The sequence below is a fragment of the Streptomyces sp. NPDC043870 genome (assembly GCF_056435785.1).
In genome coordinates, this window is sequence record NZ_JBWKDT010000004.1 from 310,943 (window position 1) to 324,702 (window position 13,760).

Below are 13,760 nucleotides of genomic sequence, written 5' to 3' on the forward strand. Positions count from 1 at the left end.
CGGGGCGCGTGCCGGCGGAACGGGGCGCGTGCCGGCGGAACGGGGCGCGTGCCGGCGGACGGCCGACCCGGCGTCGGGCCGTCGGTCACCAGTCGGCCACCCGGTAGTCCTTGAGGAAGACACCGGCCACCGGCGCACCCGCCTCGCCCCGCACGATCGGGTCGTACACGCGCGCCGCGCCGTCCACGATGTCCAGCGGCGTACGGGTACCCGCTGCGGCGATCCGTGCCTTGCGGGGGGCGGGGTTCTCGTCGGTGATCCAGCCCGTGTCCACACTGCACATGTGCACCCCCTGCGCGGCGAGTTCCTGGGCGCTGGTACGGGTCAGCATGTTCAGCGCGGCCTTCGCCATATTGGTGTGCGGATGTCCGCCGGTCTTGTTGCGCACGGCGAACCGGCCCTCGACCGCCGACACGTTGACGATGTAGCGGCGCGGGCGTGGCGACGCGAGCAGCAGCGGCAGCAGCCGGTCGCAGAGCAGCGCGGGCGCGACGGCATTGACGAGCTGCACCTCCAGCAGCTCGGCCGGGTCGAGCTCACCGATGCGCGCCGACCAGGAGTTGGCCGCTGAGGCGTCGGGCAGCAGCCCTGCCTCGTCCGCACCGGGGAGCACGAGGTCGAGTGAACCGGCCCGCCGGCCGATCGCGGACATCGGCGCGTACCCCGGTGCGGCGAGCACACCCGGCGGACGCGCGCCCTCCTCGGCCGCGGCCAGCAGGGCATACGACTCGGGCGGCCTCCGGATCGTCTGCGCGGCGTTGTTGACGAGTATGTCGAGCGGTTCGCCGTCCGCACGCAGCCGGTCGCACAGGCCGAGCACCTGGCGCGGGTCGCGCAGATCGATCGCGACCACGGTCAGCCGCTCGATCCACTCCTCGCTGCCCTTCGCCGCGCGGAACCGCCGCAGGGTGTCCTGCGGGAAGCGACTCGTGACGAGGACGTCGGCCCCGTCGCGGAGCATCATGAGCGCCAGCTGGAAGCCTATTTTCACCCGGCCGCCGGTGAGCAGTGCACGGCGGCCGGACAGGTCGGTGCTCAGGGCGCGCCGGGCAGCGTTGTCAAGGGCGCAGTCCGGGCAGAGCCGGTGGTAGAACGCATCAGCCTGTCGATAGAGCGACTTGCAGACATAGCAATGACGGGGCTTCAGGTACTCCCCCGGGCTCCCCTCCCGGAGCGCCAGAGCGGTGTCCTCTCGACGGTCGAGCGCACCGGTCGCGGTGGCGGCGCCGAGCGCGGCATCGGCCTCGGAACGCGTCCGCTGACGGGCCTTGCGGCGCTTGTTCCGGCTCTCCCGGGCGAAGGAGGCGGCGAGCTCTTCGGCCCGCGCGCGGGTGGGATCGTCCAGCGGCGCCCGCCTCAGCCTCTCCACCGTGCGGCCGAAAGCGGCCAGCTCCTCGTCCGTCAGCGCGTGCCTCTGCTCCATGCGCAGGTGATCTTAGTGGCGCGCAGGCGGCGTCAGCATCCCGGTTTCCTGCCGCTCGGGAGCGGTATGCGCGCGGAGCAGCTCGGGTCGCTACCCGCGCTGCTGGATCTCGGAGCGCCGCAGCCTGCCCCGCTCCTTCTCCGACAGTCCGCCCCACACACCGAACCGCTCGTCATTCGCGAGCGCGTACTCCAGGCACGCCACCCGCCCTTCGCACGCGCCGCACAACTGCTTCGCTTCGCGTGTGGAGGAACCAGGGGCCGGGAAGAAGAACTCGGGGCCGGCCTGGGCGCACAGGGCCGTTTCCTGCCAGGCGAGTTCGTGGTCGGCGGTACTGGAGACAGTGGTGTTGATCGGCATGGTGGACACCGTGCCCGGTGTCGATAAACACCATGTCAATGAAAGCTCAACGACCCGACCGGACCCGCCTGCCCCTGCCCGGCCCGATCGTCCCGGCCCGATCGTCCCGGCCCGATCGATCCGGCCCGATCGATCCGCCCTGATCGACCCGGCCCGATGGATCCGCCCGATGGATCCGCCCCGACCTGACCCCCGGCCCGGACACCGCTCGACGCGCTCGCGCCTCAGTCCTGGCTCCGCGGCGCGCTCTTGATCACCGCGAAGCGCGCCCCGTACGGATCCGCGAGTTTCGCGATGCGGCCGACGTCCTCCAGGTCCATCGGCTCCATCCGGACGTGGCCGCCGAGCTTCTTCGCCCGGGCCGCGGTCGCGTCCGTGTCGGTGACCTCGAAGTACGGGAGCCAGTACGGTCCGTCCGCCGCCTCCACCGGGTCGGCCTCCAGGGGGACGAGGCCCGCGAACATCGTGTCCGCTCCCGCGCCCGCCGGGTTGACGGTCGTGTACGTGTCGCCGCCCGGGATCGGTACGCCGAAATCGTCCCAGCCGAAGACGGACCGGTAGAAGGCCAGAGCCGCGTCCGTGTCCGGGGTGTAGAGCTCGGCCCAGCACAGCGCGCCCGTCTGGTTCACCACGTCAAGGCCCTTGTTCGTGCCCGGCTGCCAGGTCGCGAAGCCGACGCCGGCCGGGTCGGAGAAGATCGCCATGCGGCCCAGGTCCCATACGTCCATCGGTTCGGACTCGACGGCTCCCCCGCCGTCCCTCACCCGCTTGGCCGTGTCGTCGGCGCTGGTGGACTGGAAATAGAGGGTCCACGCGGACGCGCCCTGCTCCACGGGCACGGTCATGCCGCCGGCCGCGGTCTTCCCGTCGAGCTGGAACATCCCGTAACCGCCGGCTTCGGGCCCCATCGACTGGAAGGTCCAGCCGAAGAGACCGCCGTAGAAGGTGCCGGCGCCCTCGAGGTCGGGGGTACCGAGGTCGAGCCAGTTCGGGGAACCGGTGAGATAGCGGGTGGTGAGCATGGCGCGTCGCTCCTTCGTGGGCGGGCCGGGGTGCGGTCCCCGCCGTCGTGCCTCGTCGGGCCTCGTCGTGCCTCGTCCTGTCCCACGAGTCTCCTACCGATCCATGCCCGCCGCACGCAGTGCCGCCCGGGCCGCGTGATGCCCGCACATTCCGTGCACGCCCGTGCCCGGCGGAGTGGCCGCCGAGCACAGATGGACCCCGGGAACACCGGTCGCGTACGGATCGAACGGGGCGGGGCGGGGCCGCAGGGCCAGCTGGAACATGCCGGTGGAGCCGGTGATGATGTCGCCGCCGATGTGGTTGGGGTTGTACGTCTCGGTGGCGGCGACCGACCGTACGGCGATCCCGACGATCCGCTCCCTCGTCCCTGGCGCGAACCGTTCGAACTGCCGCAGCACCGCGTCCGTTGCGTCCCCCGGATATCCGTTGGGCACGTGCGCGTACGCGTAGACGGGGTGGACCGCGCCGTGCGACCGGCCGGGATCGGCGAGATACTGCTGCGCCACGAGCACGAACGGCCGGTCCGGCATCCTGCCCCGGTTGATCCTCCGCTCGGTGTACGCGACCTCCTCCGCCGAGCCGCCCAGGTGAAGGGTCCCCGCGCGCCGACAGGCCTCGTCGCGCCACGGCACACCGCCTTCGACGGCGAGGTCGACCTTGAACGCGCCCGGTGCGTACCTGAACCGCGCGTACGCCCGCCGCACCCGCGCCGGCAGCCGGTCGCCGACGATCCGGATCGCGGCCTCGGGTGTGACGTCGAGCAGCACGGTGTCGTACGGCGGGAGTTGGTCCAGCGAGTCGACCCGTACGCCGGTCTCGACCGTCCCTCCGAGATCCTTGAGCAGGGCGATGAGCGCGTCGCTCACGGCCCGCGAGCCACCGCGGGCGACAGGCCAGCCGTACGCATGGCCGGCGGCGATCAGCATCAGCGGAATCGCGCTGGTCAGCGGACGGTTCTGGGGATGGAAGCCATGCGCCGCCACCCCGGCGAAGAGGGCCCTCGCAGCGTCGGTGCGCCACCGTCCGGCGAGGACGGACGCGGGCAGCGCCGCGTGGAGCCCGTAGCGCGCCAGTCGGAGCGGATGCGCCGGGACATGCGCCATCGGGCGCATGATGTCGGTCAGCAGCGCGTCGAACCCGGCCGCGAGCGGCCCGAAGAGCCTGCGCCAGGCGGGCCCGTCCGGCGCGCCGAACGCGGCCGCGGTCGCGTCGAGGGAGCGCAGCATCACCCCGGGCGGCCCGGAGTCCAGGGGATGCGCCAGGTCGACCTCGGGCCAGGCCCACTCCAGGCCGTACCGCGCCAGACCGAGGGAGTTCAGGAACGGCGAGGCAACTCCCATGGCGTGAACTGCGCAGCAGTGGTCGTGCACGAGCCCGGGCGCCGTGAGCTCACCGGACCGACAGCCTCCGCCGGGGGTGGCCGCGGCTTCGAGGACGGTGACGCGCATGCCCGCCTGAGCGAGGGTCACCGCGCCTGCGAGCCCATTGGGGCCAGATCCCACGACGATCGCGTCTGCCACGCCATACAGCGTACGGGGAGGCATGGTCATGATCTCCGTATGACGATCAGAAAGGCTCATGCCGGGTAAGCGCCGCCGTCCGCTCTGCTTCCCTCGGCCAACGCGCCGCCGGGCTCCGCGCACATATCGCCGCGGAAGCCCGTCCAGCCCTTGCCGAGGAGCGAAAGTGCAGGTCACACCTGTGCAGGCCACGCCCTTACGGTGGTTTCGTCCTCGTGAGCGCCCGTGCGGGCAGGCCGGGCGAGCAGGCGCAGGTGTTCGACGCGCTGGGACACACGTCGTGGACGTTCGGCCTGGGCGATGCCGTCGAGCACCTGCTCGTCCACTGCGAGCTGACCGACTATGCCCGGCGTCGCCCCTCGTCCTGTGTGATCACTCGTCACGGTGGTCCGGCCGTGTTACGGCCCTGGCACACCTGTGCACTGCGGCAGGGTGGGCGGATGCGCCACCGGATCAGGCCTCTCACCCTTGCCGTACTCCTCGCCGCGACCGGCTGTGTCTCCGTGCCCGCCGCGCCGCCGGAACCGCCGACGCCGGGGCTTGCCCCGGCAGGGGACCGGTCGCCGTCATCGGCCGGACCGGAGCAGCGGGTCCAGTCGCCGGCACATGGCGAACTCGCCACGACCGGACCGGAGAAGTCACCGCAGCCGCAGAGGCAGGACGCGCGTGAGAAGCAGAAGGAGAGGGAGAAGCGTGCCCGGCCGGACCGCGTGGATCCGCCGTCGGCGCCGAGGCAGCGCCCCCGGAAGGAGCAACGCAATCCGGCTCCTGCGGATCACGTCCGGCCGCCACGGACGCACAAGCCGCGTCCCGCCGTACACCCGCCCCGTCCACGGCCGGACCACGGCATGAGGGATGTGTGCGCTTCGTCGGAAGGGGTCGCGGATCCGTCCCTCGTCGAGCTGTGCCGGGCGCACTACGGCCGCTGAAGCCGTCCGGCACGGCGTGCGGGAACGTCCGCACGGCCATACGTTCAGCACTGTGGCGGATGCGACGGGCGGCGGCACACGGACGGACGGACGCGTCGAGCGCGGCAACCGGACCCGGCGGCTGGTGCTGGGCCGCACCATGAACATCGCGTCGGTGGAAGGGCTGGCGGGGCTCTCCCTCGGCCGGATCGCCACCGAGCTGAACCTCAGCAAGAGCGGTGTCTTCGCCCTGTTCGGTTCGAAGGAGGAACTGCAGCTGGCGACGGTACGGGCGGCGGTCGCCGTGTACGTCGGCCGTGTCGTCGCCCCGGTGCGCGCGCTGCCGCCGGGGCCGGGCCGGGTATGGGCGCTCTGCAGGAACTGGCTGGCCTATTCGGCGGACCGGGTGTTCGACGGCGGGTGTTTCTTCTGCGGCGTCTCGGCGGAGTTCGACGCCCGCAGCGGCCCGCTCCACGACGCGATCGCGAAGGCCCGCAAGGACTGGGTGGCCTATGTACAGCGGACGCTGGACGCGGCGCGGAAGGCGGGCGGGCTCGTCGCGGAGGCGGACGTACCGCAGCTCGCCTTCGAGATCATCGCGTTGCTGGAGGCGGCGAACGCGCAGTCGGTGCTGCACGACGACGCCTCGGCCTACGACCGGGCGGCGCGGGGTGTTCTGCGCCTGCTGCGCGCCGTGGCCACGGACCCGGGCACCCTCCCGGACCGGCCACCCGTCCGCGGCATCGCGGACCGCCTGCGCCGTCAGTGGGCGTGATCTCCGGAGGAGTCCGGCGACTTCGCGCCCTGCGCGGCCGGATGATGCGGCTCGTACCCCGGAATCGTCCCGTCCGGCTTCGCCACCAGGAACAGCCCAGCCATTCCCATGTCCGAATGGCTCTGCACATGGCAGTGGTACATCCACGCACCCGCGCCCACCTGCTCGCCCGCGATGATCTGCAGGCCGAAGGAGTCGGCCGGACCTGTGATCTTGTTGTCGACGACGCGTGACGGGTCGTCCGGTCCCGTGAGCAGTCCGGTCCTGTTGTCCGCCCAACGGTGACCGTGGATATGGAACGTGTGGTAGTACTCGCCGTGAGTGATCATGACGATCTCGACCCGGTCGCCCACCGTGGCCTGGAAGTTCGGGCTCTGATGCGCCGGCTTGTTGTTGATCGTCATGTCGTTGAAGACGATCGTGAACTGCTTGTCCGGGAGGATGTCGCCCTTCCTCCGCACCACCACCGGGCCGTACAGGCCCTTGCGGATGCCGCCCGTCCCGTGGTCCGTGCCCACGACATGGTCGTGGTAGTGCCAGTAGCCCGCGCTGCCCGGCCGCCAGGTCCCGTCCTTGCGCCTGCCGGGGGCATGGGTGCGCCAGGTGTACGTACGCGTGCCACCGGGCTCGACATGGCTCTTGTTCATCCTCGTGCCGTCGCTGGCGATGTCGTAGTCCACGCCGTGCACATGGAGACTGGCCGCCACATCCATCGTGTTCTCGAACTCGATGTGCAGGGTGTCCCCTTCGATCAGCTCGATCATCGGCCCGGGCACGGTGGCCTTGCCCTTCTCGAGGCCGTATCCCATCTGACCGTCCGGCAGTTTCTCCGCGTACAACTTGAGATGGCGTATCCGACCGCCGGCCGGGGCAGTCTCCGGTGTGCCGTCGGCGGAGGCGGCGGCCGGGGCGACGACAGGAGACACAGAAGACAACGATGTCACCCCCGTCGCCGCGACCGCACCTCCCGCCAGCAGACGCCGGTTGAAGCTCCGTCTGTCCATGCGAACTCCCCAGTGCCGTCGGGAAATTGGGTCGAGCCGGGCACACGGTAACCGGGTGATCTACGTTTCTCCACACCCAGGACAAAGTTCGTCCGATTGCAGCCATACCTATTGGCGACTCGTCAAAAGGGGTCTAGCTTCACCGCTGTTGCTGTGACCAATGAGGGGTGGGTGACCACATGCACCGTGCACCACATCACCGGTCGAGATCCCGGCGCGGGACGGCGGCGGCACTGCTGGCCGGATCGCTGGCCGTGTCCCTGCTCGGCGGGACAGCGGCGGCCCGGCCCGCACCGGATCCGCCGACAAGCACGTCAGCCGACACGCCGACCACGCCGAACACTCCGAACACTCCGAACACGCCGACAACGTTGTCTCTGCCCTCACCGCCGGGCGGTGCGAACGTACGGGTGCTCGTCTTCCATGCCTCGGCCACCGGCGAGTCGGCGACCGTCGACGCCGGTATCGCGGCGATCGAGCAGATCGGCCTGACCGGACCGGCCGCGGGCCGCTTCCGTACCGAGGCCACCGACGACGCCTCCGTCTTCACCAACGCCAAGCGGCTCGGGAAGTACAACGCCGTGGTCTTTCTGACCGGCGGCGGGGACGTGCTCGACCCGGAGCAGGAGGCGGGCCTGGAGGCGTACATGGAGGCGGGCGGCGGCTTCGTCGGCATTCATGACGCGGCTCGCACCGAACCGTACTCGGACTGGTTCACGGGCCTCGTCGGCGCCCGGCCCACCACCTCCCCCGCCACCGTGCAGCGCGCGGTCGTCGAGGTCGGCGACCGTCAGCACCCCGCCACCAAGAGCCTCCCGCTGAACTGGAAGCGGCCCGACAAGTGGTTCAACTGGGCGGTGAACCCGTCCGGTTCCGTCCACACGGTCGCCCGGCTCAAGGAGAGCTCGTACCAGCCCGGCCAGGGCGCGAACGGCTGGGACCACCCCGTCTCCTGGTGCCGTGACTACGACGGCGGCCGGTCCTTCTACACCGGAATGGGCGGCACGGTCGACTCGTACGCCGAGACCGACTTCCGCGACCATCTGCGCGGCGCGCTGGCATGGACCTCGCGGACCTCTCGTGCCGACTGCAAGGCCACCATCACCGCCAACTACACGGCGGAGCGCGTCACCCAGCCCAACCAGCCCGGCCGGAACGACCAGATCGGCGAGCCGCACGGCCTGGTCGCGGCCCCCGACGGGCGGATGCTCTACATCGGGCGGGGCGGCGCCGACTCCTCCCAGCCGGTGGTGACCGACTGGAACAACCCCGACATCGGCAAGGGCAAGGGCGAGATCCACGTCTACGACCCGAAGACGAAGCAGGTGACGCTCGCAGGCGCGCTCACGGTCTTCGGCAACAAGGGCGGCGGCGACGAACTCACCAAGAACGAGGAGGGGCTCCTCGGCATCGAGCTCGACCCGGACTTCATGACCAACGGCTGGGTGTACCTGCACTACACACCGCACTCGCGGATCAACCGCGACACGCACATGGCCGAGCGGTACGTCTCCCGCTTCACCCTGGACCTCGCCACCGACAAGCTGGATCTGGCGAGCGAGAAGGTGCTGCTGAAGTGGCCGGTGCAGATCCACAGCTGCTGCCACGCGGGCGGCGGGATGTCCTGGGACTCCAAGGGCAATCTGTACATCGCGACCGGTGACAACAACTCCTCCGGATTCAGCTCCGGTTACTCGGGCAACAACCCGGAGCCGAACTTCAAGGGCGTCTCGTTCGCGGACGCGCGCCGCACCGCCGGCAACACCAACAATCTCAACGGCAAGATCCTCCGTATCCACCCCGAGGACGACGGCACCTACACCCTCCCCGAGGGCAACCTCTTCACCGGCAAGGAGCCCGACGAGGGCGGCGGCAGGACGCGCGGCGAGATCTATGTGATGGGGGTCCGCAACCCGGCACGCATCTTCGTCGACAAGAGCACCGACATTCTGTACGCGGGCTGGGTCGGCCCGGACGCCGGTTCGCCGTCGACCACCTGGGGCCCGGCCAAGTACGACACCTTCGCCGCCATCACCAAGGCGGGCAACCACGGCTGGCCGTACTGCATGGGCAACAAGCAGCCCTACCGGGACCGTAATCTGCCCGATCCGAGCAGGCCGCTCGGCTGGTACGACTGCGACGCGCCGAAGAACGAGTCGCCCAACAACGACGGCCTGGTGAAGCTGCCGCCGGTCACCGCCAACACCATCTGGTACTCGCCGCAGGGCGGCGGCCCGGACTACCCGCGCGACGCCGCCGGCATCCCGAGCTACAAGGTGGAGGAGCAGAAGCTGCTGCTGCCGTGGCTCAGGGGCGGCGGCCAGGCGACGATGAACGGCCCGGTGTACCGCTTCGACGCGGCGAGTGACTCCGCGGTGAAGTGGCCGTCGTACTGGGACGGGAAGTGGTTCGTCGGCGACTTCTACGACGGCGACCAGCCGCGTCACGCGGTGCTGACCGACCCGAAGACCGTCGGCAAGGGCGGGATCCCGGTCCACGCCGAGTCCCTGAAGAAGATCGTCCCGACCGGGACGACCGGTATCCGCAACCTCATGGACTGGAAGTTCGCACCGGACGGCTCGTTGTACGTCCTCGACTACGGGCGCGGCTTCTTCACCTCCGATTCCAAGTCCGCGCTGTGGCGCGTGACGTACAAGGGCGGCGGGCCGACCCCGGCCGCCGATCAGCTCGCGAGGAAGGCGGCCGTCCAGTGAGACACGTACCGCACCGGCAACTCCGTCTGTGGACCGCGCTGCTCGGGGCGCTGGCGATGGTCCTGGGGCTGACCTCGACCGTCGCGCACGGGCAGGCCGGCGAGAGGGAGGCCGACGTGGCCGCGGCCCAGGTCCTCACCTGGACCGCGGGCGACGCCATCGACCGCTATGCGTCCTTCCCCACCAGCGCGGTGGCGGGGCCGACGACGATCGTCTTCGAGAACAGCACGGCGACCGGCAACACCACCGGGATGCCGCACACGCTGACCTTCGACGTCTCCGACCCCGAGTACAACAACGACGTCCCGCTCAACATCCTGGCGAACCCCAATGACGACCAGGGCGGAAAGCATTCGGTGGAGGTCACGCTCACACCGGGCCGCTACCGCTTCCACTGCACGATTCCCGGCCACGGGCAGATGCAGGGCATCCTCACCGTGACCGAGGGCGGCGGCGAGGACACCACCGCGCCGGAGACCTCGGCGAAGGTGGAGGGCGAGAAGAACGCCGACGGCGCGTACATCGGGCATGCCACGGTGACCGTGTCGGCGACCGACGCCGGCTCGGGCGTGGACAAGGTCGAGTACGCGGTAGGGGCGGACGGCCCCTGGCAGCCGTACACGGCGCCCGTGATGATCCATGAAGTGGGCACCCACAAGGTCCGCTACCGGGCCACCGACAAAGCCGGCAACACGGCTGCCGAGAAGGCCGTCGACTTCACGGTCGTCGCCCCGCCGACGGACGACAGGACACCGCCGGAGACCTCGGCGACCGTGACCGGCGAGAAGAACGAACAGGGCCAGTATCTGGGGATGGCGACGGTCACCGTCGCCGCCTCGGACACCGGTTCCGGCGTCAACACCATCGAGTACGCGCTCGGGGCGAACGGCCCCTGGCAGCCCTACACGGCGCCCGTGATGATCCATGAAGTGGGCACCCACAAGGTCCGCTACCGGGCCACCGACAAAGCCGGCAACGCGGCTGCCGAGAAGGCCGTCGACTTCACGGTCGTCGCCCCGCCGTCGCAGGACAAGACACCGCCGGTGACCTCGGCGACCGTGACGGGGGCCAAGAACTCGGACGGCGCGTTCATCACGAGCGCCACGGTGACGGTGACCGCGACCGACGCGGACTCCGGTGTGGACAAGGTGGAGTACTCGCTCGACGGCGGTCCGTACCTCGCCTACACCACGCCGGTGATCGTCGACCGGGTCGGCTTCCACACCGTGCAGCACCGGGCGACCGACAAGGCCGGCAACACGTCGGAGGCGCAGAAGGTGTCCTTCACCGTCGCGGAGAGCGGTGGCGTTCCGGCGCCCAACTGCCCGGAGTTCGACGAGCGGCTGACCGTCATCGTCGGCACGGTCGACACGGGCGTACCGAACCGGATCACCCGCTCCCGCTGCACCATCAACGAGCTGATCGAGGACGAGAAGGACTGGACGTCGCACGCGCTCTTCCTCAAGCATGTCGACAAGGTGCTGGACAACCTGCTCGCGGACGGGGTCATCGACCAGCGCGAACACAAAAAGATCTACCGGGCGGCCAAGCAGTCCGGCATCGGGAAGCCGGGCCAGAACACCGGCTACCGCGATCTGTTCGACGGCACGGCCGCCTCGTTCGCCAAGTGGCAGCACGTGGGCGGGGGTTCCTTCGGGCTGAACACCGACGGCTCGATGACCAGCGGCACCACCAAGGGTGGCCTGGGCATGCTGTGGTTCCCGCAGCGGCAGTACGGCGACTTCTCGCTGAAGCTGCAGTGGCGGGACGACGCCCCGGGAACGGGGAACGCGAACAGCGGTGCCTTCGTGCGCTTCCCGTACGTCCACGACAACCCGGAGGAGCCGCGCCCCGAGTGGGTCGCGATCAAGTACGGCCATGAAGTGCAGGTCCTGGACCGGCCCGACGGCGACATGTACAAGACGGGGTCGATCTACGGCTTCGACCGCGTGGGCCTCGGCGGCGCCGGGGTCACCCCGAAGGGAACCTGGAACGACTACGAGATCCGCGTGGTCGGCCAGCACTACTCGGTCCACCGCAACGGTGTCCTGATCAACGAGTTCGACAACACCGGCGGCCAGGACTTCGTCCCGCCGCGCGCCGACGACCCGGGTACGGACGGCCGGCGCTACGCGCAGGGGTACATCGGACTCCAGGTCCACGGGACGACGGACGTGATCTCGTACCGCAACATCCGGATCAAGGAGCTGTAGCGCCGGACCGCAACGGTTCCTGGGTCTGCCGCACGCGGCGTCGTCAGTGGCGTGCGGCAGACCTGCGGGGCGGCGCGTGATCCGGGCACGGCCGGCGTCCGAAAGGTCTCTGTACTGAAAGTTCGTGGTCGGGTGAGGCCCGGTCCCGGCCGAGGACCATGGGTCCGCGGTAGGCCCGTGGACCCTGTCTCTGGGCCCAAGTCCGGACCTAGCGTGGGTGGTGCTCTCGGGGGACGCACAAACGTGCGGGAACAGTCCGGCGGACCTGATGCCTGGTTTCGACGGGGCTCTTCCTGTCAGTTGGTGTGGCGCTGGTCAATTCATGCGCAGACGGGAGAGGTTGAGTGAGGAGCTTGTCGGGGCTCGGTCTCCGCACGCATTCCGGCGTCACGTACGCCGGTGTCCCCACGCCGTACGCGGGCGACCGGCGCACACTGCCGCCCTCGCTCAAGGCCGCGCGTATTCTGCTGCACGCGCTGTTCGCGTTCACGGTCGTCGGCGGACTCGGGGTGATCGGCTCCGCCATCGCCACTGAGTTGATGACTCCGGGACTGTTCGGCCTTGCGCTGTACGCCGCCACGCCTGGTGTCCTGGCCGGGGTGCTCGTGTGGCATGTCCCCAGAGGCGACAAGCGCGTCTGGGGCGGACTGGTCGCCATTCAGGTGTGGCTGATCGCCGGCAGCCTGTTCAACCTCGCCACCGGGTCGTACCTGGGTCTCAGCCAACTACTGTTACCGGTACTGATCCTGACGTTCCTCACCCAGCCCCAGAGCCGCACGTGGTTCGGGGTGCCGGCGCGGACACGGAACCTTCGTGAGGCGCTCTCCCGGTTGTCCCTCACGTGGATGCTCTTCTGGCGACGCGACCGGGGACAGACGGCTGTGGAGTACGTCGGACTCCTCGTGCTCGTCGTGGTGATCATTCTGGCCTTGGTGACCGGTGGGATATCGCGTCGCATCAACGACGGGCTCCATGCCGCGGTCTGCAACATCACCGACTCGTCGTGCGGGACGGGCGGCGGCGGGCCAGGTGGCGGCGGAACGGGCGGTGCGACCGGTGGAGACACCGGCGGCACCGGCGGCACGGGGAGCACCGGCGACACGGGGAGCACCGGCGGCGGGGACAACGGCGCGACCGGTTCGAATGGTTCGACCGGCGGCGACAGCGGAGGCACTGACGGAGGTTCGGGTTCGGGCGGCACGGGTTCGGGCGGCACGAGCTCTGGCGGGACGAATTCCGGTGGAACTGACTCCGGCGGCTCCACTTCCGGCGGTTCAAGCTCCGGTGGTTCAAGCTCCGGTGGCTCGACGGGTGGCGACACTGGCGGGAGCAGTGGCGGCGCCGACGGTGGGTCCAGTTCGGGCGGGTCGAGTTCGGGCGGGTCGACGGGGGGCAACAGCGGTGGCTCTGACGGAGCTACGAGCTCCGGTGGTGCCTCCGGTGGCAGCAGCGGCGGTTCGTCCGGTGGTTCTTCCGGAGGTTCATCGGGCGGCAACACTGGCGGTGCGTCCGGAGGCGCGTCAGGCGGCTCCAACTCCGGCGGGTCAACCGGCGGCAACAACGGCGGCTCCTCCGGCGACACGTCAGGCGGCTCCAGCTCCGGCGGATCAACCGGCGGCAGCACCGGCGGTTCGTCCGGAGGCGCGTCAGGCAGCTCCAACTCCGGCGGCTCCGACTCTGGCGGCTCCAGCTCCGGCGGTTCATCGGGCGGCAGCACTGGCAGTTCGTCCGGAGGCGCGTCAGGCAGCTCCAACTCCGGCGGCTCCGACTCTGGCGGCTCCAGCTCCGGCGGTTCATCGGGCGGCAGCACTGGCAGTTCG

General features: G+C 70.1%; 10 protein-coding genes and 1 pseudogene. 5 read left to right on the plus strand and 6 right to left on the minus strand.

What is annotated here, in order from left to right:
• Positions 1-85: 85 nt before the first annotated feature.
• The 4 genes from AC0699_RS07845 to AC0699_RS07860 form a co-directional block, all read right to left on the minus strand.
• A complete protein-coding gene (locus AC0699_RS07845) occupies positions 86-1,423 on the minus strand; it encodes an SDR family NAD(P)-dependent oxidoreductase (protein ID WP_478657001.1) in 1,338 nt (445 codons plus the stop codon).
• A 90-nt stretch (positions 1,424-1,513) separates the two neighbouring features.
• On the minus strand, positions 1,514-1,783 hold the full coding sequence (locus AC0699_RS07850) for a WhiB family transcriptional regulator (protein WP_478657002.1): 270 nt from the start codon (positions 1,781-1,783) through the stop codon (positions 1,514-1,516).
• A gap of 224 nt (positions 1,784-2,007) precedes the next feature.
• Positions 2,008-2,805, minus strand: coding sequence for a VOC family protein (locus AC0699_RS07855; protein WP_478657005.1), 798 nt, complete (start codon positions 2,803-2,805; stop codon positions 2,008-2,010).
• 93 nt (positions 2,806-2,898) lie between these two features.
• Positions 2,899-4,326, minus strand: coding sequence for a phytoene desaturase family protein (locus AC0699_RS07860; protein WP_478657007.1), 1,428 nt, complete (start codon positions 4,324-4,326; stop codon positions 2,899-2,901).
• A gap of 215 nt (positions 4,327-4,541) precedes the next feature.
• Between AC0699_RS07860 and AC0699_RS07865 the strand changes: the two genes are divergently transcribed.
• Positions 4,542-5,255 (plus strand): hypothetical protein, encoded by a 714-nt coding sequence (locus AC0699_RS07865; protein ID WP_478657009.1) that lies wholly within the window; start codon positions 4,542-4,544, stop codon positions 5,253-5,255.
• A gap of 52 nt (positions 5,256-5,307) precedes the next feature.
• Entirely contained in the window at positions 5,308-6,009 is a 702-nt protein-coding gene (locus AC0699_RS07870; RefSeq protein WP_478657012.1) for a TetR/AcrR family transcriptional regulator, read from the plus strand.
• Here AC0699_RS07870 and AC0699_RS07875 read toward each other — a convergent pair.
• Both AC0699_RS07875 and AC0699_RS07880 read right to left on the minus strand, forming a co-directional pair.
• Positions 5,997-7,013: a multicopper oxidase domain-containing protein gene (locus AC0699_RS07875; RefSeq protein WP_478657014.1), complete on the minus strand. Its 1,017-nt coding sequence runs from the start codon at positions 7,011-7,013 to the stop codon at positions 5,997-5,999. The two genes, AC0699_RS07870 and AC0699_RS07875, sit on opposite strands and share 13 nt — an antisense overlap.
• A gap of 196 nt (positions 7,014-7,209) precedes the next feature.
• Positions 7,210-7,374, minus strand: coding sequence for a hypothetical protein (locus AC0699_RS07880; RefSeq protein WP_478657016.1), 165 nt, complete (start codon positions 7,372-7,374; stop codon positions 7,210-7,212).
• A 49-nt stretch (positions 7,375-7,423) separates the two neighbouring features.
• On the opposite strand from AC0699_RS07880, the gene AC0699_RS07885 reads away from it, so the two are divergent.
• The 3 genes and pseudogenes from AC0699_RS07885 to AC0699_RS07895 form a co-directional block, all read left to right on the plus strand.
• On the plus strand, positions 7,424-9,727 hold the full coding sequence (locus tag AC0699_RS07885; protein ID WP_478657215.1) for a ThuA domain-containing protein: 2,304 nt from the start codon (positions 7,424-7,426) through the stop codon (positions 9,725-9,727).
• A 56-nt stretch (positions 9,728-9,783) separates the two neighbouring features.
• Positions 9,784-11,940, plus strand: coding sequence for an OmpL47-type beta-barrel domain-containing protein (locus AC0699_RS07890; RefSeq protein ID WP_478657218.1), 2,157 nt, complete (start codon positions 9,784-9,786; stop codon positions 11,938-11,940).
• Between the two features lie 344 nt (positions 11,941-12,284).
• A pseudogene (locus AC0699_RS07895) lies at positions 12,285-13,760 on the plus strand (hypothetical protein); the annotation flags it as partial.